25 protein-coding genes, 1 tRNA gene and 1 pseudogene are annotated in these 21,981 nt (G+C 72.1%); 17 read left to right on the top strand and 10 right to left on the bottom strand.

What is annotated here, in order from left to right:
• Positions 1 to 118: 118 nt before the first annotated feature.
• The 4 genes from AB0937_RS29265 to AB0937_RS29280 all read right to left on the bottom strand — a co-directional run bounded on the left by AB0937_RS29265 (position 119) and on the right by AB0937_RS29280 (position 5,415).
• Complete coding sequence (locus tag AB0937_RS29265) at positions 119 to 1,927, bottom strand: copper resistance protein CopC (RefSeq protein ID WP_366715933.1); 1,809 nt, start codon at positions 1,925 to 1,927, stop codon at positions 119 to 121.
• A 131-nt stretch (positions 1,928 to 2,058) separates the two neighbouring features.
• Positions 2,059 to 2,538 carry a cupin domain-containing protein gene (locus AB0937_RS29270; protein WP_366715713.1) on the bottom strand — a complete coding sequence of 160 codons (480 nt, stop codon included), beginning with the start codon at positions 2,536 to 2,538 and terminating at the stop codon, positions 2,059 to 2,061.
• Complete coding sequence (locus AB0937_RS29275) at positions 2,535 to 3,143, bottom strand: GNAT family N-acetyltransferase (protein ID WP_366715715.1); 609 nt, start codon at positions 3,141 to 3,143, stop codon at positions 2,535 to 2,537. Before AB0937_RS29275 ends, AB0937_RS29270 begins: the two co-directional genes overlap by 4 nt.
• Positions 3,136 to 5,415, bottom strand: a complete 2,280-nt coding sequence (locus AB0937_RS29280; RefSeq protein WP_366715717.1) for a penicillin acylase family protein — start codon at positions 5,413 to 5,415, stop codon at positions 3,136 to 3,138. Before AB0937_RS29280 ends, AB0937_RS29275 begins: the two co-directional genes overlap by 8 nt.
• 81 nt (positions 5,416 to 5,496) lie before the next feature.
• Here AB0937_RS29280 and AB0937_RS29285 point away from each other — a divergent pair, with 81 nt between their 5' ends.
• Both AB0937_RS29285 and AB0937_RS29290 read left to right on the top strand, forming a co-directional pair.
• The gene (locus AB0937_RS29285) at positions 5,497 to 6,219 is read left to right on the top strand and encodes a siderophore-interacting protein (RefSeq protein ID WP_366715718.1); all 723 of its coding nucleotides are present in this window, start codon (positions 5,497 to 5,499) and stop codon (positions 6,217 to 6,219) included.
• Between the two features lie 36 nt (positions 6,220 to 6,255).
• Positions 6,256 to 6,849, top strand: a complete 594-nt coding sequence (locus AB0937_RS29290) for an HhH-GPD-type base excision DNA repair protein (RefSeq protein WP_366715720.1) — start codon at positions 6,256 to 6,258, stop codon at positions 6,847 to 6,849.
• Positions 6,850 to 7,211: 362 nt separating this feature from the next.
• On the opposite strand, the pseudogene AB0937_RS29295 reads toward AB0937_RS29290, so the two are convergent.
• Positions 7,212 to 7,435 (bottom strand): annotated as a pseudogene (locus AB0937_RS29295) (ATP-binding protein); the annotation flags it as partial.
• Between the two features lie 106 nt (positions 7,436 to 7,541).
• On the opposite strand from AB0937_RS29295, the gene AB0937_RS29300 reads away from it, so the two are divergent.
• On the top strand, positions 7,542 to 7,838 hold the full coding sequence (locus tag AB0937_RS29300; protein ID WP_003999914.1) for a type II toxin-antitoxin system VapB family antitoxin: 297 nt from the start codon (positions 7,542 to 7,544) through the stop codon (positions 7,836 to 7,838).
• Positions 7,839 to 7,981: 143 nt separating this feature from the next.
• The gene (locus AB0937_RS29305; protein WP_366715935.1) at positions 7,982 to 8,599 is read left to right on the top strand and encodes a LytR C-terminal domain-containing protein; all 618 of its coding nucleotides are present in this window, start codon (positions 7,982 to 7,984) and stop codon (positions 8,597 to 8,599) included.
• 13 nt (positions 8,600 to 8,612) lie between these two features.
• Here the strand turns inward: AB0937_RS29305 and upp are convergent, their stop codons facing one another.
• Positions 8,613 to 9,248, bottom strand: coding sequence for a uracil phosphoribosyltransferase (gene upp / locus AB0937_RS29310; protein WP_234848532.1), 636 nt, complete (start codon positions 9,246 to 9,248; stop codon positions 8,613 to 8,615).
• Between the two features lie 132 nt (positions 9,249 to 9,380).
• Here upp and AB0937_RS29315 point away from each other — a divergent pair, with 132 nt between their 5' ends.
• The 8 genes from AB0937_RS29315 to AB0937_RS29350 all read left to right on the top strand — a co-directional run bounded on the left by AB0937_RS29315 (position 9,381) and on the right by AB0937_RS29350 (position 13,958).
• A complete protein-coding gene (locus AB0937_RS29315) occupies positions 9,381 to 9,614 on the top strand; it encodes a hypothetical protein (protein ID WP_366715723.1) in 234 nt (77 codons plus the stop codon).
• Positions 9,615 to 9,889: 275 nt separating this feature from the next.
• A complete protein-coding gene (locus tag AB0937_RS29320; protein ID WP_366715937.1) occupies positions 9,890 to 10,432 on the top strand; it encodes a hypothetical protein in 543 nt (180 codons plus the stop codon).
• A gap of 62 nt (positions 10,433 to 10,494) precedes the next feature.
• Positions 10,495 to 10,926, top strand: coding sequence for a tRNA adenosine(34) deaminase TadA (tadA, locus tag AB0937_RS29325; RefSeq protein WP_366715725.1), 432 nt, complete (start codon positions 10,495 to 10,497; stop codon positions 10,924 to 10,926).
• Positions 10,927 to 10,971: 45 nt separating this feature from the next.
• Positions 10,972 to 11,056: transfer RNA gene (locus tag AB0937_RS29330), tRNA-Ser, on the top strand.
• Between the two features lie 116 nt (positions 11,057 to 11,172).
• Positions 11,173 to 11,349, top strand: coding sequence for a hypothetical protein (locus AB0937_RS29335; RefSeq protein ID WP_366715726.1), 177 nt, complete (start codon positions 11,173 to 11,175; stop codon positions 11,347 to 11,349).
• On the top strand, positions 11,349 to 11,642 hold the full coding sequence (locus AB0937_RS29340) for a Dabb family protein (protein ID WP_366715728.1): 294 nt from the start codon (positions 11,349 to 11,351) through the stop codon (positions 11,640 to 11,642). The genes AB0937_RS29335 and AB0937_RS29340 overlap by 1 nt, the downstream gene beginning before the upstream one ends.
• Positions 11,643 to 11,839: 197 nt before the next feature.
• The gene (locus tag AB0937_RS29345; RefSeq protein WP_366715939.1) at positions 11,840 to 12,787 is read left to right on the top strand and encodes a SigB/SigF/SigG family RNA polymerase sigma factor; all 948 of its coding nucleotides are present in this window, start codon (positions 11,840 to 11,842) and stop codon (positions 12,785 to 12,787) included.
• A gap of 268 nt (positions 12,788 to 13,055) precedes the next feature.
• Positions 13,056 to 13,958, top strand: coding sequence for an RNA polymerase sigma factor SigF (locus AB0937_RS29350; protein WP_366715730.1), 903 nt, complete (start codon positions 13,056 to 13,058; stop codon positions 13,956 to 13,958).
• Between the two features lie 313 nt (positions 13,959 to 14,271).
• Here AB0937_RS29350 and AB0937_RS29355 read toward each other — a convergent pair whose 3' ends face one another.
• Positions 14,272 to 14,469, bottom strand: coding sequence for a hypothetical protein (locus AB0937_RS29355; RefSeq protein WP_366715733.1), 198 nt, complete (start codon positions 14,467 to 14,469; stop codon positions 14,272 to 14,274).
• 216 nt (positions 14,470 to 14,685) lie between these two features.
• On the opposite strand from AB0937_RS29355, the gene AB0937_RS29360 reads away from it, so the two are divergent.
• From AB0937_RS29360 to AB0937_RS29370, 3 genes are all read left to right on the top strand, one after another.
• Entirely contained in the window at positions 14,686 to 15,174 is a 489-nt protein-coding gene (locus tag AB0937_RS29360) for a MarR family transcriptional regulator (protein WP_366715735.1), read from the top strand.
• 13 nt (positions 15,175 to 15,187) lie between these two features.
• The gene (locus AB0937_RS29365; RefSeq protein ID WP_366715737.1) at positions 15,188 to 17,728 is read left to right on the top strand and encodes an MFS transporter; all 2,541 of its coding nucleotides are present in this window, start codon (positions 15,188 to 15,190) and stop codon (positions 17,726 to 17,728) included.
• Positions 17,729 to 17,819: 91 nt separating this feature from the next.
• Positions 17,820 to 18,641 (top strand): YceI family protein, encoded by an 822-nt coding sequence (locus AB0937_RS29370; protein ID WP_366715739.1) that lies wholly within the window; start codon positions 17,820 to 17,822, stop codon positions 18,639 to 18,641.
• Here AB0937_RS29370 and AB0937_RS29375 read toward each other — a convergent pair.
• Both AB0937_RS29375 and AB0937_RS29380 read right to left on the bottom strand, forming a co-directional pair.
• The gene (locus AB0937_RS29375) at positions 18,624 to 19,325 is read right to left on the bottom strand and encodes a GAF and ANTAR domain-containing protein (protein ID WP_366715741.1); all 702 of its coding nucleotides are present in this window, start codon (positions 19,323 to 19,325) and stop codon (positions 18,624 to 18,626) included. The two genes, AB0937_RS29370 and AB0937_RS29375, sit on opposite strands and share 18 nt — an antisense overlap.
• 57 nt (positions 19,326 to 19,382) lie before the next feature.
• A complete protein-coding gene (locus AB0937_RS29380; protein WP_366715742.1) occupies positions 19,383 to 20,102 on the bottom strand; it encodes a GAF and ANTAR domain-containing protein in 720 nt (239 codons plus the stop codon).
• Between the two features lie 273 nt (positions 20,103 to 20,375).
• Between AB0937_RS29380 and AB0937_RS29385 the strand changes: the two genes are divergently transcribed.
• Positions 20,376 to 20,669 (top strand): STAS domain-containing protein, encoded by a 294-nt coding sequence (locus AB0937_RS29385; RefSeq protein WP_366715941.1) that lies wholly within the window; start codon positions 20,376 to 20,378, stop codon positions 20,667 to 20,669.
• A 10-nt stretch (positions 20,670 to 20,679) separates the two neighbouring features.
• Positions 20,680 to 21,150 (top strand): PPOX class F420-dependent oxidoreductase, encoded by a 471-nt coding sequence (locus AB0937_RS29390; protein WP_366715744.1) that lies wholly within the window; start codon positions 20,680 to 20,682, stop codon positions 21,148 to 21,150.
• On the opposite strand, the gene AB0937_RS29395 is transcribed toward AB0937_RS29390, so the two are convergent.
• The gene (locus AB0937_RS29395) at positions 21,147 to 21,920 is read right to left on the bottom strand and encodes a TetR/AcrR family transcriptional regulator (RefSeq protein ID WP_366715746.1); all 774 of its coding nucleotides are present in this window, start codon (positions 21,918 to 21,920) and stop codon (positions 21,147 to 21,149) included. The genes AB0937_RS29390 and AB0937_RS29395 overlap by 4 nt on opposite strands.
• Between the last annotated feature and the right edge of the window lie 61 nt (positions 21,921 to 21,981).

Below are 21,981 nucleotides of genomic sequence, written 5' to 3' on the forward strand. Positions count from 1 at the left end.
GCCGCGAACGCCTCCAACTCACCACGCACCAAGCCAATCTCGTCCGGAGTCACACACCCTCAACGCCACACCAGGCCCGGAGGACACGCACCACCGCAACCGACCTGACCAAGCACTACTAGGGTGCGATCCGCACCCGGCGCTCCACCGACACCTGGTCCACGTCCGACACCCGCACGGTCGTCTTCATCGTCCAGTTCCCGGCGAGCGGCAGGTTGACGGAGTTGGTGCTCCAGTAGCCGCCCCGGTCGACGAGTTCGGCGTCGATCGGGCCGACCTTCCGGGAGGGCAGGGCGAAGGTGATGCGGACCTCGGGGACGACGATCAGGCCCTTGTCGGAGCCGGCGACCACGGCCTGGACGCCGTTCTCGCCGACGCGGGCCGGATCCAGGGTGACCTGGACCGTGCCGCGTCCGCTCACGGATGCCGTGCCCGTGTCGTAGGGCACGGTGACCAGGGTGGTGGGCGGCAGCGCGCCCGCCGGGGCCTGCCGGGCCGCCTCGGCCTGGGCACGGGCCGGGAGGGTCCCCGTGAGCACCGTGGTGATCATCAGCACCACCGCCGCGACGGCGGCCTCCACCAGGACGGACCTGCGCAGCAGGCGCTGGGCGTCCGGACCGGCTCCGGGCACGGGAGACCCCTCAGCCCCCTTGTCCGGCGTCCCGGGCTCCCCAGGGCCCTGGCCCTGCGCCGGTGCCCCGACCGGCTGCGGGACCCGCTCCTGGACGGCGGCCGCCCGGGTGACGGCCGCCGGGGCCGCGATCCGCGCCGTCCAGCGCCGTGAGTACCGGGCCGCCAGCAGCAGCACGGCCACCCCGGCCAGCTTGGCGAGCAGCAGACGGCCGTACGACGTGCCGGACAGCGCGGACAGGGAGCCTAGGCCGCGCCAGGACTGGTAGACGCCCGTGACGGCCAGGACGGTCACCGCGGCGAAGGCGATCCGGGAGAAGCGGGGGACGACCTCGGCCATGTCGGCCGCCAGGTCGCCGCCGGAGGAGCGGCGCAGGGTCAGCAGCAGCGCCACCAGGCCGCCGAGCCAGACGCCCGTCGCCAGCAGGTGCAGCACGGACGACGTCATCGCCAGCGGCACCTGGATCCCGGCGGAGGCGTGCTCGGCCGCCGCCCAGGTCAGGGCCAGGGCGGCGGCCAGGGCGGTGCCCGTGGCCAGGGCGAGCGGCCGCTGCTCGGCGTCACGGCGCCTGGACAGCCACATCAGGAAGGCCGCGGTCAGCAGGAGGACGGCCAGCCGGGCGAGCAGGGCCTGGCCCGGGCGGCCGGTGACAGTACGGCCGAGGGCGTCGGCGTCGAACGCGGCGGCCGGGCCGGTGCCCGCCTCGTACGGGGCGCGCAGCAGGAGCAGGACGACCGTCGAGCCCAGCAGCGTCCACCAGGCCGCCACCAGCGGCCGGCGCAGGGCGGAGGTGTCCGCGGGCCGGCAGAGCAGGGCGAACGCGGCCAGGCCGACGAGCAGCGCGCCGGCGAGGTAGGCGAGGTAGCGGGCGGCGTCGTTGAGGCCGCCGGTCAGCGGGTCCTCGGTCGGGCCCGTGTCGATCTGGGTGGTCGTCGCCGAACGCTTCCCCACGGAGAAGGAGAAGGCGCCGGAGACCGGGTGGCTGTCGGCGGAGACCACCCGCCAGGCCACCGTGTAGGTGCCCTGGGCGAGCTTGCGGGGCAGGCCGATCCGGGCGGTGTCGGAGCGGCCGTCCGCGTGCGTGGCCTCGCCGGTGTGGACGCGGCGCTGGTCGGGGCCGAAGACCCGGAAGGAGTCGTCGAGCAGGCCCACGGACTCGGTGAAGGTCAGGGTGACGTGACGGGGGGCCTTCCGGACGAGGGATCCGTCGTCGGGGTCGGTTCCGCGCGGGGCGGCGTGGGCGGAGGCGGGGGCTGCTCCGGCGAGGAGCAGTACCAGCACGGTGCCGAGCAGCACCAGGGCCTGGAATCGCCGGGGGCGTCCGACATTGCGATCCTCGTTCCGCCGTTGGTCCACGTGGTTCTCCGGGGTCGGGCTGGACGGCTCCGGGTTATGTACGGACGGGATCGGTGTAGTGCTCAACGGGCTCAGGGGGCGGACCTGGACAGTCCTGCGATCTTGTCGGCCACCGCGGGGTAGCGAGCCGTCAGCTCCGCGGCGTCGCCGTGTTCGTAGCCGTCGAAGGTGAAGCCGGGCGCCATCGTGCAGCCGAACAGGGCCCACTGTCCGGCCCCGTGCACCCTCCCGCCCATCCACGTGCCCGCGGGGACCGTGAACTGGACGTGCTGTCCGTGCAGGACGTCCGGCCCGAGCACCACCGTCCTCGCGGTACCGTCCGGGGCGAGCAGCAACAGCTCCAGGGGATCGCCCCGGTAGAAGTGCCAGATCTCGTCCGTCGGCAGGCGGTGGAGGGCGGAGAAGTCGTCCGCCGTCAGGAGCGCGACGATCGCCGTGCCCTCCGGCCTGCCGTCGGGTCGTTCGGCGCCGGCCCAGGTCTGGCGGAACAGGCCGCCCTCGCGCGGGATCGGTTCCAGGCCGTAGTGGGCGATGAGGTCCTCGGGGGTCACCCGGGGAACAGTATCTCCCGGTCCAGGAAGGCGAGCCGGGCCTTCTTCTCCGGCAGGTACACGTCCGGCAGGTCGATCTCGGGCAGGACCACCACCGGGCCGGGAGTGAAGCCGAGCCTGAGGAAACGGGAGATCGCCTTCTCGTTGCGCAGGTCCGGGTCGACCACGATCCGTCGGCGGTCCAGACCCGGCAGGACGTACCCGGCGATGGCCGTCACCAGCCGGGCGGTCCAGCCGCGTCGTCCGCCGTCCGGGCCCGCGGGGGCGAGGAGCAGGTGGACGCCGATGTCGCCGGGGCGGACCTGGTAGCACTCGCTCACGCGGTCGGCCTCCGGCTCGTAGGTCTGCAGGAGCGCGACCGGCTCGCCCTCCCTGACGACGAGGTAGGCGTGGTGCGTCTCGAGCGTGGCCATGTGGGCGTAGACGTCCGCGACCTGTCGTTCGGTCAGGTCGGTCATGCCCCAGAAGGCGGCCCGGTCCTCGCGCACCCAGCGGTGGATCACGGCGGCGTCGGCGCCGGGGTCCAGCGGCAGGACGCGGACGGTGCCGAAGCCGTCGGTCACCTCCTCGTGGACACAGGGGCGGGAGGCGTACGGGTCAGACATCGGTTTCCTTCGTCAGCTGGGCCCAGTCGGTGACGACCGGGACGAGGTCTCCCGCGAGCCACAGCGGGAGCTGGTCGCGGTGGTGGGGCGAGCCGGGGACGCCCGAGGCGCCGAGCGGGACCACCCAGCGGCTGTCCTCGCGCCGGGCCAGGTCCCAGACGTACCGGGCGGCCGGGCCCCGGGCGGCGCGGTCGGTGAGGCCCGGCACGCCCGAGGTGCACAGCACGCAGTCGTGGTCGCCGGACAGCCCCGGTTCGTCGTAGGGCTGCTCCGGCTCCAGAGCCCGCCAGGGGGCGAGGCGGTGGGTGTCGCCCCAGACCCCGGCTGGCGGCCGCGGGGCGACCTCCTCGATCGCCGCGCGGACGGCGGCCGGGCGGTCGATGCCGTACAGGTCCTCGGCCCGCAGCAGGTGTTCGAGGGCGAAGCCGACCCGCGGGACGAGGGCGAGCCAGGGCTGGAACACCTCCGGGTACGCCGGCGGGGTGGTGAGCGCGGCGAACGCCGGGTGCGCCGCGAGCCGCCGTACGACCGCTCCGCGCACGGCGGCGTAGAGGGCCGCGTCGGCGCTGCCGGCGTCCATGCGGCGGTCCCAGCGCAGGAGCCGGTCCCGGAGGGCGGCGGCCTCGGGGGTGAGACCGTCGAGGGCGTCGAGGTGGTCCAGGAGCGGGGACGCGGAGGCCAGGTGGGTGTCGGTGTGCAGGGCGGGCATGTCGGCGGCGGACCAGCGCTCCTGGCCCGCGAGCAGCGCGGTGATGCGGTCGGCGCGGTGCGGCGGGGCGAACTCGACGCCGAGGGGTTCGGCCGGGCCGCGCTGGTTGGCCATGACGGCGACACCGTCGGTGAGTCCGGCACGCGGTGACACGTGCCAGCCGCACCACTCGTGCCCGGGCTCCCACGCGGGCACCAGGCGCAGCCGGTTGGCCTCGGCGCGCAGCGGCACCCGCCCGGCCACGCGGTGCAGGACACCGCCCTCGGTGTCGGCGGCCTGCACGACGTTGACCGGCTCGGCCCAGCGATCGAAGGCCCGGTCCACATCGCCGACGCGACGGGCCCGCAGCAGCGGCAGCAGGGCACTGAAGCCGAGGTCGCCGGTGACCCGGGGCGGGTAGCGCAGACTGACCGCCACGGGCACGCCGGAAGGGCCGGCCGGGTGGTCCGCGCCGCCCGGGCGCGGCGAGTCCGCCCGGGCATCCGCACCGGCCGGGTCACCGTTCGGATCCTGCGGGCCTGCCGGGTCTCCGGGCGCCGCCGGCGCCAACGGATCGTCCTCGTGCGCCAGGTCCGCCGGATCGTCCTCGTGCGCCTGGTCCGCCGGATCGTCCTCGTGCGCCGGGTCCGCCGGATCGCCGTCGATGCCTTCGGGGCCACCGATGATCAGTGGGCCCCGGTCCGTCTCGATCACCTCGACCTCGACCGGCTCCTCGCCCGCCACCTCGATCGTCTCGGTGTGCCGCGACGCCCGCCGCCAGACGCCGTCCGGGTCGAGGGCCTCCACGCCGGCGCCGGTGCGTCGCAGCCGCTCCCGGTAGAGGTCCTGGTAGTCGGCCATGGCGTTGGTGATGGCCCAGGCGACCGTGCCGGTGTGCCCGAAGTGGGCGATGCCGGGGACGCCGGGGACGGCCAGACCCACGACGTCGAACTCGGGGCAGGACAGGTGGATCTGCTGGTAGACGCCGGGGTCCTCGATCCAGCGGTGGGGGTCGCCGGCGATGACGGCCCGCCCGGTGGCCGTCCGCTCGCCGCCGACCAGCCAGCCGTTGCTGCCGGAGGTGCCGGGGCCGTCGGTGGCGAAGAGGCCGATGGCGTCCGCGTCCAGGTGCGCGGCGACCTGCTCGCGCCAGAGCTTGGCCGGGAACCCGGCGAACAGGATGTGGGTGGCGAGCCAGACGCCCAGCGGCGTCCAGGGCTCCCAGCGGCCGGGGGCGAGACCGGTGCGGGCGAACTCCGGGGCGGTGGCGTCCGCGAGCCCCTCGTTGACCCCGTCGACGTACGCCCGCACCCAGCGCGCCGTCCCGGGGTCCCGTCTCTCCAGGTCCGCGAAACAGCGTCTCGCGGTGTCGTCGAGCCGGGCCCGTCGCGCGAACCGGTCCCAGGCCAGGGCGCTCCCGCCGAGGAAGGACGCCGAGGTGCCCTGCGCCCGGTGGCGCTCGACCTCCAGCTGCCAGGCCCGGTCGCGGGCGGTCACGAGGCCCTGTGCCCGGGCGAGTTCGGCCGCGCTGCCCGCACGCAGGTGCGGGATGCCCCAGGCGTCACGGTAGATCTCGACGGTCACGCTGTATCCCCATTATCCTTTAGGTTAGCCTTGCCTAAGTCAAAGCTGTGGCCGGAATCGTACGCGAAAGGCTGAAACGCGATGGGGCAGGGGCGGGGTTGGGAGGGCGCGGTCCTCAAACTGCTGCGCGGCAAGGACTTCGAGTTCACGGTGACGGACGTCGAGGACGTCACCCCGCACTACCGGCGGCTGCGCTTCACCGACGGCGGTCTGCTGGCCGCGACCGGCGTGCACCCCACCATGTGGGTACGGCTGTGGTTCGACAACGCGGGCAAGCCGCACCAGCGGGCGTACACCCTGGTCGACCCCGACGCCGAGGCGGGCACCTTCGGCCTGGAGTTCGCCCTGCACGAGGGCTGCGCCAGCGACTGGGCCAGGGCGGCCAAGCCGGGCGACACCATCGAGGCGACCGTCCAGGGCACCGGCTTCGAGCACCCGAGCCCCGCCCCCTCGCACGTCTTCGCCGTCGGCGACCCGGCCTCGCTCCCGGCCATCAACTCCCTCCTGGACGCCCTGGGCTCCGCACCGGCCACCGTCTGGTTCGAGGGCGGCGACGACGCGCTGCCCTTCCGCACCGACCCGGACCGGCACGAACTGCGCGCGGTACCGCGCCGGGACTCCGGCGCCCACCTGGTCGACCGCGTGAAGTCGGACCTGCCCGGCCTGCTCCAGGACACGGCCGACCCCTACGTCTGGATCGCCTGCGACACCGCGACGACCCGGACCCTCGCGGCGTACGTCCGCAAGGAGCTGGGGCTGCCCAAGCAGCGGGTGCACGCACTCGGGTACTGGCGGGCGACCTGAGCAGCGGCCGGGCCCGCCCCGGGGGATGATCGGGGCATGGACGTCACCCTTCACCTCGCCCAGGATCCCGAGGCCGACGCGCTGCTCGGCCGCAGTCCGCTCGCCGCGCTGGTCGGCATGCTGCTGGACCAGCAGGTGCCCATGGAGTGGGCGTTCAAGGGCCCGGCGACGATCGCCCGGCGGCTCGGCGCGGACGACCTGGACGCGCACGAGATCGCCGCGCACGAGCCGGAGGCCTTCGCCGCGCTGCTGTCCGAGAAGCCGGCGGTGCACCGCTACCCGGGCTCCATGGCCAAGCGGATCCAGCAGCTGTGCCAGTACCTCGTCGAGCACTACGACGGTGACGCCGAAGCCGTCTGGAAGGATGTCGGCACCGGCAAGGAGCTGCTGAAGCGCCTCGCCGAACTGCCCGGCTTCGGCAAGCAGAAGGCCCAGATCTTCCTGGCCCTGCTGGGCAAGCAGCTCGGCGTACGGCCAACGGGCTGGCGAGAGGCCGCGGGCTCCTACGGCGAGCCGGACTCGTTCCGCTCGGTCGCCGACATCACGGGCCCGGAGTCGCTGGTCAAGGTGCGGGCGCACAAGCAGGAGATGAAGGCGGCGGCGAAGGCGGCGAAGGCAGCCGGCAAGTAGGGCCCACCCGAACGAGACCCCCGAGGCCCGCCGCACACCGCCGACGGACGCGTCAGCCGCCTGGCCCGTTCCCCGCCGACCGACCCGTCACCCACCCGACCCGCTCCCGCAGACCGACCCGTCACCCACCCGTCCTCTTCCCGCCGACGGACCCGTCACCCACCCGGCCCGCTCCCGCCGACGAACCCGTCACCCACCCGACCCGCTCCCGCCGACGAACCCGTCACCCACCCGACCCGCTCCCGCAGACCGACCCGTCACCCACCCGTCCTCTTCCCGCCGACGGACGCATCAGCCACCCGACCCGCTCCCGCCGACGGACCCGTCACCCACCCGGCCCGCTCCCGCCGACGGACCCGTCACCCACCCGCGCCGGCGACCAGTCCGTTGCGGTTGAGCATCGCCAGCGGCACCCGGATCTGCGCGTCCGGCAGGCACTGCCCGTCCCGCAGCAGGGCGCCCAGATGCGGGGCCGGCCCTGGAAGGCGTAACCCGACGCGCTCCGCAGGGCCTCCCGGGGAAGGGCGGCGGCGCGCCCGGACACCTCCGGGGCGGCGGCCGACGGCATGGCCTCGCGGTCCGGCATGTTCACGCCCCTGTTCCGGGTTCATACCGCCTTGTGGGGTTACTTTCAGCGCCGCACCTCGCCGCCATGGCTGCGCCCGGAAGGTCTTGACCGGTAGGCTTTCCGTGTGATCTTCAAGCGCATCGGAAACGGCCGGCCGTACCCCGACCACGGCCGGGAAAGCACCCGGCAGTGGGCGGACGTCGCGCCGCGCCCGGTCCGCCTCGATCAGCTCGTGACGACCAAGGGTCAGCTCGATCTGGAAACACTGCTCGCCGAGGACTCGACGTTCTACGGCGATCTCTTCGCGCACGTCGTGAAGTGGCAGGGCGACCTGTACCTGGAGGACGGGCTGCACCGCGCGGTGCGGGCGGCACTCCAGCAGCGTCAGGTGCTGCACGCGCGCGTGCTCGAACTCGACTGATCCCCGGCGGTCGCTCGACCGATCCCCGGCGGTAGCGGGTTGGCCCTTTCGGGTTCCGCCGGGCGATGTCGAATGATCATCTAGTAGGCATCGCCGCCCAGGCGCACTACGCTGCGCTCATGAGCATGCTGACTCCCCCCGGCATGGGCGGCAAGTACCGCATCACGGGCAACAAGTACCCCAAGATGCGCCGGCCCCGGCGGCGCGGCAGGCTCGTCGTCCTGACCGTCGCGTCCGTCGTCGTGCTCGGCGTGGGCGGCTGGGGCACACTGCAGCTCATCGACGTCTTCACCGGCGGCGGCCGAAAGGCTTCGGCGGCCGGTGACGGGACGGACTGCGGCGTCACGACCAAGGCGAGCCCCTCGCCCAGCGCCAAGCCCGTCCCGCAGCCGCGCACGATCACCGTCAACGTGTTCAACGCGACCACGCGCAGCGGCCTGGCGAAGAAGACCGCCGACGAGCTCAAGAAGCGCGGCTTCAAGATCGGCGACGTGGGCAACGCGACCAAGCAGTACGACAAGCGGGTCAAGGGCACCGGCCTGCTGCTCGGCCCCGCCGCCGCGCTCGACACCTCGCTGCCCGTGCTCGGCACGCAGCTCCCGGGCGCCGAACGGCGTACCGACGCGGCCCGCAAGGGCGCCGCCGTCGACCTCGTCATCGGGGACGGCTTCAAGGAGCTGGCGAAGAAGCCGGACGCCGACCGGGCGCTGACCGAACTGGCCAGGCCCGAGCCGGCGCCCAAGCCCAAGAAGGGGTGCTGAGGGCCCGTCCGGCCTACTCGGCGGCCCCGTACATCCGGTCCCCCGCGTCCCCGAGGCCCGGCACGATGTAGCCGTGCTCGTTGAGCCGCTCGTCGACCGAAGCGGTCACGACCGTCACCGGCGTGCCCGCCAGCTCCCGCTCCATGATCTCGACGCCTTCCGGGGCGGCCAGCAGCACCACGGCGGTCACGTCGTCGGCGCCGCGCCGGATCAGCTCCCGGATCGCCGCGACCAGCGTGCCGCCGGTGGCGAGCATCGGGTCGAGCACGTACACCTGACGACCCGACAGGTCCTCCGGCATACGCGTCGCATACGTGGAGGCCTCCAGGGTCTCCTCGTTGCGGATCATGCCGAGGAAGCCCACCTCGGCGGTCGGCAGCAGCCGGACCATGCCGTCCAGCATGCCGAGCCCGGCCCGCAGGATCGGCACCACCAGCGGCCGCGGGTGGGAGAGCTTGACGCCCGTGGTCTGCGCGACCGGCGTCTGGATGTCGACCTGTTCGGTGCGCACGTCCCGCGTGGCCTCGTAGGCGAGCAGGGTGACCAGCTCGTCGGCGAGACGGCGGAAGGTCGCGGAGTCGGTGCGCTGGTCGCGCAGCGTGGTGAGCTTGTGGGCGACCAGAGGGTGGTCGACGACGTGGAGACGCATGTCCACCACAGTAACCGGGCGGGGTGCCCCGGCCTGCACGGCAAGCCCGCCGTACGGCCGCCACCCGGACGCTGGCGTCAAACCGCCCGTCCGGGGGAAGGTGGGAAGGACGGACTGGGGGTGGTGAACCTGATGCCCGACCGGAAATTCCGAGACGATCCGTTGCCGCGCACCTGGCCAGGGGCGGGCCCGACGCCCGACCGGCCGGACGGGACCGACGAGTCGGAAGCCGAGCGGCGCCGCCGTCGCGCCCGCTTCCTGCGCGACCTGGCTGAGGCCCGGGCGCTGCGCGACCGCGTCCAGCCGCGCCGCGCCAAGACGGCCCGGCTGCGGCACGCGATGCGTATGCGCACCTTCCGCTGGTAGGAAACGGGTGAGGAACCTCCGGCAAAGATCACGAACCGCGCGGAGGTTGTCGCGGGTGACCGCGCGTGCAGCAGGGCAAATCCGCGTACGATCCGCAGGTGGCGGCAACGAGCGTGCGGGCAGAACTGCCGGACACAGGGAGCCGAAGACGTCCCCTGAACGCCTTGTTTCTGCCACGATTCCGAGTGGGTGGGGCTCGGACGAGCACTCCCCGCCCGTAACCTCCGCCGGGGGGACCTCCAACCGGCACGCCTATGACCAGTGGGAGAGTCACGGTGTACTTCGCCGCACTGCTCGCGCGCACCGAAGACGGGTGGGAAGCGAGCGACACGGAGCTCGACGATGTGGAAACCCTGTCGGATCTCGCCGACCTGGCCCGTGAAGCCTCCCCCGACGAGGACACGGTGCTCGTGCTCATCGAGCAGGAGGACGCCTGGTTCGGCGTCGTCCGCGTGGACGGTGAGGAGGATCCTCGCATCTACGTGTCGGACGCCGCCGCCGCTGCCCGCAGCAGCTACGGCGAGATCCTGCTCACCGACGAGCTGCTGGGCCGCGATCCGGACGACGGGGACGACCTCGACGCCCTCGACCTCGACGGCACGGAGGACGGTGAGTCCGACGAGGACGACGACGATGCCGAGGACGGTGCCGGGGCCGCCGGCTCCGCCGAGTCCGTGCCGCACGGCCCGGTCGGCGACGCCCTGATCCTCGACGACCTCGGCGTCAGCGAGAAGGAGCTGCGGCTGATGTCGACGGACGCCGTCACCGAGATCGCCGAGTCCCTGGGCGCCTCGGAGACCCTGGAGACCGTCCGCTGACCGGTCGTGACGACGCGGGCGCGGGGGTCCCGGATCCGGTCCGGGACCCCTGGCGGCCCGCCATGCGACGCGCCCTGGACGAGGCCGCCGAGGCCGTCCGGGGCGGGGACGTCCCCGTCGGCGCCGTCGTCCTGGCCCCGGACGGCACGACCGTGCTCGCGGCCGGGCACAACGAACGCGAGGCCGGCGGCGATCCGACGGCCCACGCGGAGCTCCTCGCGCTGCGGCGGGCCGCCGACGCCCTCGGGGCGTGGCGGCTGACCGGCTGCACCCTCGTGGTCACGCTGGAGCCCTGCACGATGTGCGCGGGCGCGATCCAGCAGTCCCGCGTCGACCGGCTCGTCTACGGCGCCCGCGACGAGAAGGCCGGCGCGGCCGGCTCCCTCTGGGACCTCGTCCGCGACCGGCGGCTCAATCACCGGCCCGAGGTGATCGAGGGCGTGCTCGCCGAGGAGTGCGCCGGGCTGCTCACCGCGTTCTTCCGCGGTCGCTGAATACCGATTTCAAAGCACGCGGCACCTTGCTGTAAGGTCTCCCTCGGTAGCGTGTCCGAGCGGCCGAAGGAGCTCGCCTCGAAAGCGAGTGTGGCGCAAGTCACCGAGGGTTCAAATCCCTCCGCTACCGCTTCGGAAGGGCCCCGTCGTCAGGCGGGGCCCTTCGTGCGATCTGCCCCTTCGGGTGATCCGTCCTTCGTGCGATCATGTGCGCTGCATGGGACACCAGTGACAGGGGAGGCCGCGATGGCGGTGAACGCCAAGAAGGTCGCCGTCTACGCCGTCGTGGTCTTCGCGCTGTACGTGATCATCACGGACCCGGCCAAGGCCGCCGACTACGTGCAGATAGGCTTCCAGGGCATTTCGGACGCCGCCAAGGCCCTCGGCGACTTCGCCACGTGGGTCGCCAACGGAGGAAAGTGATGATCCGCCACCTGGTGCTCTTCAAGCTCAACGAGGGCGTCGAGCGTGACGACCCCCGCGTCGTGAAGGGCGTCGAGGCCTTCCGCGCGCTCGGCGACACCATCCTGGAGCTGCGCCACTGGGAGCTCGGCTGGAACGTCAGCGACCGCCCCATCGCGTACGACTTCGCCATCAACTCCGCCTGCGACGACGCGGACGCGCTGCGGCGGTACGTGGAACACCCGGACCACCAGGCGGGCGTCGCGCTGTGGCGGGAGTTCGCCACGTGGGTGATCGCGGACTACGAGTTCTGAGACCGGTTCCGAGACCGGCCGCTCCGGGCCCCCTGTCGCTTCGACCGGGGGTCCTTCTGTTGCCCGAGTTGATTTATGGGGCTTTCATCACTCAACACGTAGTTATGGGGTGCTTGCACACAGTGCACATGTCTTGTGATGCTATGACCGCTTTTGATGGAAGAGTTGACGGATGAGTTGACGATGACGAGGTGGAGTTGACCGTGCTGGCCAGTACCGCACCTCAGGCACCGTCCGCTCAGGCACCCTCCCCCCAAGCACCGTCCGCTCAGGCACCCCCCTCGCCGGCACCGTCCGCTCAAGCACCGTCCGCTCAGCCTCAAGGTGCGCCGGCTCAGGCCGCGTCACCGGAAGCCGCTCCGGCGGCGGCCCAGCGGAGCAGTCGTGGCGCCGACACCCGGGCCCTCACCCAGGTCCTCTTCGCGCAGCTCAAGGAGCTCCAGCCGGGCACCCCGGAACACGACCGCGTACGCGGGGCGCTCATCGAGGCGAACCTCCCGCTCGTGCGCTACGCGGCCGCCCGGTTCCGCTCCCGCAACGAGCCGATGGAGGACGTCGTCCAGGTCGGCACCATCGGGCTCATCAACGCCATCGACCGCTTCGACCCGGACCGCGGTGTGCAGTTCCCGACGTTCGCGATGCCGACCGTGGTCGGCGAGATCAAGCGGTACTTCCGCGACAACGTCCGCACGGTGCACGTGCCGCGCCGGCTGCACGAGCTGTGGGTGCAGGTCAACAGCGCGACGGAGGACCTGACGACCGCCTTCGGACGGACCCCGACGACCGCGGAGATCGCCGAGCGGCTGCGCATCACCGAGGACGAGGTGCTGTCCTGCATCGAGGCCGGGCGGTCGTACCACGCGACGTCCCTGGAGGCCGCACAGGAGGGCGACGGCCTGCCGGGGCTGCTGGACCGGCTCGGCTACGAGGATCCCGCGCTGGACGGCGTGGAACACCGCGACCTCGTACGGCACCTGCTCGTCCAGCTGCCCGAGCGGGAGCAGCGGATCCTGCTGCTGCGGTACTACAGCAATCTCACGCAGTCCCAGATCTCCGCGGAGCTCGGCGTCTCACAGATGCACGTGTCGCGGCTACTCGCGCGTAGCTTCCAGCGGTTGCGGTCTGCGAACCGCATCGACGCATAACCGCAAACACTGGCGAGATGTCACCGTCGGGAGGGAATCGCCCATCAGGGCGGTTGCCGACAGTTGAGAGCCGAAAACCCGTCAGACCCCTTGTTTGCAGGGCGTATTCGCGTCCCAGATGTCGACATGTCACTACAGCGTGTTGCCGACATGTGACATTCTGCGGGAAGCGCGTTTGCCGGAGCTCCGGCTCCGGTATTCAGGTGAAGGCTGCGTTCCTCAAGCGGGGGCGTTCGCCGCGACCGTCCCGCGACCCAAAGGGGGTGGCATGTCCGCAGAACAGGGCAGCTCGAAGGTGCTCACGCTCGCGGAGAGCGAGTCAGCTCCCCATGCTCTCGACTCACTCGGCTCCATCGATGACGTGCCGGCCCTCGCGGCCGAGCCCGTTCCGGTCCTTCCGGCTGCGGGCGCCATCGACACCCGCACCCTGTCCCGCTCCCTGTTCCTGCGACTGGCCGCGCTCGGCGAGGACAGCCCCGAGCGTGCGTACGTCCGCGACACGCTGATCGAGCTGAACCTGCCGCTCGTGCGGTACGCCGCCGCGCGGTTCCGGTCGCGGAACGAGCCGATGGAGGACATCGTCCAGGTCGGCACGATCGGGCTGATCAAGGCGATCGACCGGTTCGACTGCGAACGGGGCGTGGAGTTCCCGACGTTCGCGATGCCGACCGTGGTCGGCGAGATCAAGCGGTTCTTCCGGGACACGTCGTGGTCGGTGCGGGTGCCGCGCCGGCTGCAGGAGCTGCGGCTCGCGCTGACCAAGGCGAGTGACGAGCTGTCACAGAAGCTGGACCGGTCGCCGACGGTCACCGAACTGGCCGCTGTGCTCGGGGTGTCCGAGGAGGACGTCGTCGACGGGCTGGCGGTGGGGAACGCGTACACGGCGTCCTCACTGGACTCGCCTGCGCCTGAGGACGACGGTGGCGAGGGGTCGCTGGCGGACCGGCTGGGGTACGAGGACACCGCGCTGGAGGGTGTGGAGTACCGGGAGTCCCTGAAGCCGCTGCTGGCGAAGCTGCCGCCGCGGGAGCGGCGGATCATCATGCTGCGGTTCTTCGCGAACATGACGCAGTCGCAGATCGGCGAGGAGGTCGGCATCTCGCAGATGCACGTCTCCCGGCTGCTGACGCGGACGCTGGCGCAGCTGCGGGAAGGTCTGATCTCGGACTGACAGGGTCCTGACGGAGGGCTGAGGCGCGGTCGTCGGACCGCGCCGTCCGCCTGCGCCTGTCGCCGGGTCGGGGGGGTGTCCGTCCTCGAAACGGCGCGATGGGCCCCCAGACCGACTGACTGTCCGTTGACGCGCCAACCGCTGCGGGCGGACACCCCCGACACGTCCCCTGCTCGCCGTACGCGCGTGCGGGCGCGTCGTGGCTCGCCCCGGCTGCGGGCACGCGCCGCTCAGCCGCGCCCCGCTACGGCCGGGTTGCGGACCCACTCCGCCCCAGCAACGACGCCGGGTTCCGGAGAACCCGCCGTACGTCTTACGCCAGCGCCAGCCAAGCCACCGCCGCGACGATCGCCACGGCGACGACCACGCCGAGGATCACGCCGATGCGCGGGCCGCTGTTGGTGGATGCCGCCGCCTGACGGCCCTGCGGGGCCTCGTCGACGAACGCGCGGAACATCTGGGTGCTGCCGGCGGGGTCGTGATTGCCCTGCGGGGCCTGGTTGTTAGCCATGGCCCGAGACCCTAGCGAAAACGGCGGAGCTCCCCAAGTGGGGGTTGGGGTTCCGTTTGGGCCCGAGTGACCCCTACCGCCAGGCTCACCACCAGCACATTTACTCCCGCAATACTTGCCTTTGCCAACTTTTTATACCTGAACCCCCCTCTTTTATTTGCCTGCAGCAACCAACCGCTCCTATGGTTGCCCTAAGCAACGAAAGCGGGAGGTGTCATGGCCGAAAAGGCGCAGTACGAAGAGCTGGTCCGCCAGTTCAGCGCCTTCGGTGCCGTGAAGCGGGAGCTCGGCCGGATCATGCCCGCCGAGTGCCCCGGCGGGTCGGCAGCCGTTCTGACGCTGCTGGGACGCCACGGCGACATGCGCATGAGCAAGCTCGCCGAACTGCTGGCGGTGGACATGTCGGTCACCAGCCGGCACGTCGCGCACGTCGTGGACCGGGGCTGGATCGAACGCTCCCCCGACCCGGCGGACAAACGCTCACGCATCCTGCGCCTCACGCCCGCGGGCCACGCACAGCTCGACGAGCTGTCCCGGCGGACCACCGAAGTCCTCGCCGAGCGCCTGAGCGACTGGACCGACGAGGAGGTCGGCCAGCTCACGGACCTCATGGCCAGGCTGCGGGAGAGCTTCGACTGCCGGCCCGGGACCCGGGCCGCGCCGGCCGCTTTCGACCAGACCACCCGTACACCCGCAAGCACGTAAGAAAAGGAAGCCCATGGCAACGACCACACCAGCCGGTGTGCGGGCTCATGCCAAGCACGGGGGAGGGTCCCACGGCTCCTCCGGCGACGGCGCTCCGATGACGCACCGGCAGATCATGGAGGCCCTCACCGGCCTTCTGCTCGGCATGTTCGTCGCGATCCTGTCGTCGACGATCGTCTCCAACGCCCTGCCCCGGATCATCGGCGACCTCGGCGGCGGCCAGAGCGCCTACACCTGGGTCGTCACCGCGTCCCTGCTGACGATGACCGCCACCACCCCACTGTGGGGCAAGCTCGCCGACCTCTTCTCCAAGAAGCTGCTGATCCAGCTCGCGCTGGTCGTGTTCGTACTGGGGTCGGCGGCGGCCGGCATGTCGCAGAACCCGGGCATGCTCATCACGTTCCGCGCCGTCCAGGGCATCGGCATGGGCGGTCTGTCCGCGCTGGCCCAGATCATCATGGCGGCGATGATCTCGCCGCGTGAGCGCGGGCGTTACAACGGCTACCTCGGTGCCGTCTTCGCCACCGCCATGGTCGGCGGTCCCCTGGTCGGCGGTGTCATCACCGACACCGACTGGCTCGGCTGGCGCTGGTGCTTCTACGTCGGCGTGCCCTTCGCCGTGATCGCCCTGATCGTGCTGCAGAAGACCCTGCACCTGCCCGTCGTGAAGCGGAAGGTCAAGGTCGACTGGGCCGGCGCCTTCTTCATCACCGCGGCCGTCTGCCTGCTGCTCATCTGGGTGACCTTCGCCGGTGACAAGTACGACTGGATCTCCTGGCAGACGTACGCGATGGTCGGCGGGTCCGTGGTGCTGCTGGCGCTGTTCGTCCTCGTCGAGGCGAAGGCCAGCGAGCCGATCATCCCGCTGCGGCTGTTCCGCAACCGCACCATCACGCTCGCCTCCGTGGCCTCCCTGTTCGTCGGCGTCGCGATGTTCTCCGGCACCGTCTTCTTCAGCCAGTACTTCCAGCTGGCGCGGGACAAGTCCCCGACGATGTCCGGTGTGATGACGATCCCGATGATCGCGGGTCTCTTCGTCTCCTCCACCGTCTCCGGGCAGATCATCACCCGCACCGGCCGCTGGAAGGGATGGCTGCTGGCCGGCGGCGTGCTGGTGACGGCCGGCCTCGGGCTGCTGGGCACGATCCGGTACGACACCGAGTACTGGCACATAGCGATCTTCATGGCGCTGATGGGCCTCGGCATCGGCATGATGATGCAGAACCTGGTGCTCTGCACGCAGAACCAGGTGGAGCCGGGTGACCTTGGCGCCGCCAGTTCCACGGTGACCTTCTTCCGGTCCCTGGGCGGTGCCGTGGGCGTCTCGGCGCTGGGCGCGGTCCTGGGCAACAAGATCACCGACTACGTCGAGGACGGCCTGGCCGACCTCGGCGCGAAGGGCGCGGCCCTCGGGCACGCCGGTACCGGCGGTGGCGGCATCCCCGACCTCGACGCGATGCCCGCGCCGATCCGCACCGTCGTGGAGAGCGCCTACGGCCACGGAGTCGCGGACGTCTTCCTCTACTCGGCCCCGATGGCGCTGCTCGCCCTGCTGGTGTCGCTGTTCATCAAGGAGGTCCCGTTGAAGACGAAGGGCGGGCTGGCGCAGGCCGCCGAGCCCGAGACCCCCGCCGTGGCTCCCGCCGAGGCGGTCGCCGTCCAGGCTCCCGCCGCGGAGAAGGCCGCGCCGAGCTGGGCCGTGGCCGACACCGGGACCGCCGACGGCACCGGACCCGAGGACACGCGGCGGCTCGCCGCCGTCGCCACGGCGGAGCGTCCGGAGGAGACCTCCGGTGGTGTCCCGGTCCGTGGGTTCGTGCGCGGCGACGAGTCCGCGCCCGTGCCGCAGGCCGCCGTCACGCTGATCTCGCTGGCCGGGCGCCAGCTGGGCCGGTCCGTGGCGCAGGCCGACGGCTCGTACGCGGTGGACGCGCCGGGCGCCGGATCGTACGTCCTGATCGCCTCCGCCGACGGCTTCCAGCCGCAGGCCTCCACGGTCGTCGTGAACGGCGAGCCGGTCGCCTACGACATCCTGCTCAACGGCACCAGCGGGCTGACCGGCCTGGTGCGGGCCGCCGAGAGCGGGGCTCCGGTGAAGGACGCGATGGTCATCGTGACCGATGTGCGCGGCGACCTGCTGGCCAACGGGACCACGGGTGAGCAGGGCGAGTTCTCCTTCGCCGAGCTGGTGCCGGGGGCGGTGACCGTCGCGGTGAACGCCGACGGGTACCGGCCGCGCGCCCTGCCCCTCGAGGTGGGCGGCACCGGGGTCACCCGGGTCGAGATCGACCTGGACGCGGGCGCCCGGGTCCAGGGTGTCGTCCGCGCCCCGCACGGCCCGCTGGCCGACGCCCGGGTGACCCTGGTCGACCAGGCGGGCAACGTCGTCGGCTCGGCCACGACCGGGACGGACGGAGCGTACGCCTTCACCGACCTGGACGGCGGCGAGTACACCGTGATCGCCACGGGCTACCCGCCGGTGGCCACCGCCCTGACGGTCACGGGCGCCGGCACCGACGCCCACGACATCGAACTCGCCCACCCCGGCGAGTAGCCACGACCCCGGCCCGTGACAGGGGTGAGCGCGCTCTGAGCGGAGGTGCGCCCCCTGTCGCGGGCCGGCTTCTTTCTGAGGAGCAGCAGAGATGGGACTGACCGCGAGGATCCGTACTCGCGACGGATGGGCCGTGCCGCACGCGGTCGTCACGGTCGCGGACATGACCGGCGCGCAGGTGCTGCGGGCCGGAGCCGACGCGGAGGGTGCCGTACGGGACACGACGCCGATGGAGGCCGGGGCGTACACCGTCATCGTCACGGCTGTCGGCTACGCGCCCGCGGCCGCCAGCGTCATCGTCACCGCGAGCGGGCGGGCCGAGGTCGGCACGGTGACGCTGGCCCGGCAGGGCGGCACCGAGCTGCCGCCGCCCGGCCCGTGGACCGTCGACCCGGTGCACTCCAGCGTGGCCGCCGTGGCCCAGCACCTGGGCATCTCCAGCGTGCACGGCCGGTTCACGGAGTTCTCCGGCGCGATCGAGATCGCCCCGGACGACGTCACCAAGTCGCGTGTGGAGGCGGTGATCCGGGCCGCGTCGATCGACACCGGCAACGGCATGCGCGACGGGCACCTGCAGTCGCCGGACTTCCTGGACGTCGAGCGGTTCCCGGAGATCACCTTCCGGTCGGCGGGGCTGACGGCGGCCGGCTCCGACCGGTGGACCGTCCACGGCGAGCTGGGCATGCACGGAGTCGTACGGCCCGTGGACCTGGACCTGGCCTACCTCGGCACGGGTCCGGACCCGTGGGGCGGCACCCGGGCGGCGTTCCGCGCCACGACCGAACTGCACCGCGAGGACTTCGCGATGAACTACAACCAGGTGCTGCAGGCGGGCATCGCCGCCATCGGCACCACGCTGAAGGTGGAGCTGGACATCCAGGCCGTGCAGGGCGAGTCACTTCCGGCGGCGTGAGTCCGGCGCGGACACCCGCGCCACCAACTGGCCGCACAGATCCCGGAGCTTGACATTCCGGTCCTGCGAGGCCCGGCGCAGCCGCTCCAGCGCGATCCGCGCGTCGATCCGCTCCCGGGCCATCAGGATGCCGATCGCCTGGTCGATGACGCTGCGGGAGAGCAGCGCGGTGCGCACATCGGCGGCCGACTGGCGCCGGCGCTCGATCCGCAGCGCCACGTCGATGGCGTCCCCGGCCCGGGCCGCGAAGGCACGGGCCGCGTCCCGGCCCGGGTCCAGGGCCCGCGCCCGCACTCCGTAGAAGTTGAGCGCGGCGCCCTTCTCGCTCTCCACGACGACGGGCACCGCCAGCGCACAGCGGACGCCCACGGACAGCGCGTACTCCCGGTACGCCGGCCAGCGGGACTCCTCGGCGAGGTCCGGGGCGTACTGCTCCTCGCCGGTTCCGGCCGCGTCGACGCACGGGCCCGAGCCGTTCTCGTACTGGCGCAGGTCCAGCCCGCTGGGCATGCCGTCACTGCCGGCCAGGGTGAGCAGCCGACCGGCGCGGCGCACGGTGATGCTGCACGCGTCGGCGCCGGGCACTTCCTGCACCGCACGGTCGGTCAGATCCCGCAGCAGGGTGTCGAGACCGCTGCTGCGCACCATCGCCTGGTCCAGCGTGTCGGACGTCTCGGAGCTCATGACCGTACGGGTATCCCGTCACCACCCGAACACGCCCCCGACGTGACTCATGCCGCCTCAGGGCGAGTTGTCGCCCACGATCCGGCGGGCGAGGTCGCGCAGTTTCACGTTCTCCCGCTGGGAGGCCCGCACCAGGCTCTCGAAGGCCGCGGCCGCGTCGATGCCCTGGCGTTCCATGAGGATGCCGGTGGCCTGGCCGATCAGGTCCCGGGTGTGCATGGCCTCGGTGAGCTGCTCGCGCACGGTGGCGGAGTCCAGGGCGATGCTGACGTGCGCGCTGAACAGCCGGCCGACGCGCGTCGCCTCCTCGTCGAAGGCGCCCGGTTTGCGCGCGTAGGCCGTGAGCACGGTCAGCCGGCGGCGGTCGGCGCGCAGCCGCAGGCACAGCGCCGAGCGCAGTCCCAGGTCCGCCAGCACGTCCCAGCCGTCGTCCGCCTCGCTGTCCGTTATGCGGGCGATCGGGTTGTTCCACAACTGGTCCCACAGCCCGTGCTGTTCGCGGCCGGTGTGCCGGGCCTCGGCGGCGCGCACGACCTCGTCGGTCCAGGCCAGGGTGCGGAGCTTGTTGCCGCGCTCGATCACGGAGATGCCGGCGTGCTCGGCCCCCGGCATGAGATGCACGGCCAGGCGCACCGCCGTGCGCAGCGCACTGTGCGGCGTGAGGGTTTCGTGCAGTTGCTGAGACGCCACCGTCAGCGCTTCGGCCAGCTCGACGCCAGCCGGAAAACGGGGCAAATCAGGAAACTCGGACGCAGCCACCACGAACCTCTTCGGCATGCACGGCCATTGGCCGTGCGCAGGAGAGCTCCGCAGCACATTCCCGACTGCGAGCACAGGACGGACAGCACTCTAACTGCTCGGTTGCCTCCAAGTGACGTCCGGCCGACGCCGCCCCGAGAGCTTCCACCGCACGCCCCCCGCATGGTGGAATGGCCTCCGGGTCAGGAAGCGGCCTTACCGGAATCCGGACGAACGTCTGCCAGGTGAGCCGTGACCTTCTTCACGAATCCCACAGAACCGCGCGACCTCCCCGGCCGCGCCCACCTCACCCTGCCCGCCGAGATCGACTACTGCAACGCGGCGGAGCTGCTGCCACTCGTCATGTCCGCCGCCCGCGCCCGGGGCGACCGGCTGGAGGTCCTCGTCCTGGACCTGACCAAGACCTCCTTCATGGACTCCCAGGGCATCCGCCTCATCAACGACGTGCGGCAGCGGCTGCACCCGGGCGCCACGCTGCGTCTGGCGGCCCGGCCCGAGGGGGTCACCGGCCGGGTCCTGGAGCTGACCGGACTGCGCCGGGACGTGCCCGTGTACGACAACCTCACCGAAGCCCTGGGGTCGTAGGCTGCCGCCCATGGCACCGAACATCGCGACGAACACCCGCGTCTCCCTGGACGAGTTGCTCGACTTCGTACGCCCCCGGCACCACGCCATCCTGCTGACCCGGCGGGCCGACGGCACCCCGCAGGGCTCCCCGCTGACCTGCGGCGTCGACGACTCCGGCCGGATCGTCGTCTCCACCTACCCGGAGCGCGCCAAGACCCGCAACGCCAAGCGGGACCCCCGTGTGAGCCTGCTCGTGCTCAGCGACGACTGGAACGGCCCCTGGGTGCAGATCGACGGCGCGGCCGAGGTCGTCGACGCCCCCGACTCCGTCGAACCGCTCGTGGAGTACTACCGGAACATCGCCGGCGAGCACCCCGACTGGGACGAGTACCGCGCGGCCATGCTCAAACAGGGCAAGTCGATCATCCGGATCACGCCGGAGCGGTGGGGGCCGGTGGCGACCGGGGGGTTCCCGGCACGCCTGGTGGAAGGGGACTAGTCCCCGGGAGGGCCGCTCTCGCGGGCGACCATCGCCTCGATGCCCGCGATCAGCAGTTCCAGCGCGAACTCGAAGTCGCGCTCCAGCATCTCGGCGACGGTGTCGCCGCCGCGCGCCGCCATGATCTCCCGCGACTCCCGCAGGACGTCGGCCGCCTGCGGGGCCGCGGTCACGGCGTCCAGGGCCTGCTGGAAGTACTCGTCCACGCTCACCCCGCCGGCCGCGGCCCGGGAGGCGAGGTGGCCCTCCAGGGTGCCGTAGCCGTAGACGAACTGGAAGACGGCCGAGATCGTGCTCGTCATGCGCTTCGCGGGCAGCCCGGTCCTGCGGACGACGCGCTGGACGACCCGGGAGAACGCCAGGTTGTTGGGGCCGATGTTGAGGAAGACGCCGACCAGCGCGGACACCCAGGGGTGGCGCACCAGCAGCGTCCGGTACTCCCGGGCGAGCGCCCGCACCTGGTCCCGCCAGTCCTCCCCGGCGTCCGGGTCGGGCAGCCGCATCCCGCCCATGACCTCGTCCAGGGCGAGTTCGAGCAGGTCGTCCTTGGTGTCGACGTACCAGTAGACGGACATCGCGGTGACGTTCAGCTCACCGGCCAGCCGCCGCATGGAGAACCTGGCCAGTCCATCGGCGTCCAGCAGCCGCACGGTGGCCTCGATGATGCGCGCCCGGTCCAGCCCCGACGGCTGCCCGCCACCGCGCCGCCGGTGCGCCTTGCCCTCCAGCCAGACGCTGGACCGCGCGGCCTTCTCGGCTGCCTTCGCCATGGCGCACCTTCCTCGACCTCTTGCTGCCGGTCATGCTAGGCGCCCCTGAGGGCCGCGGGGA

The organism is Streptomyces sp. NPDC047880, from assembly GCF_040706515.1.
Taxonomy (GTDB): Bacteria; Actinomycetota; Actinomycetes; order Streptomycetales; family Streptomycetaceae; genus Streptomyces.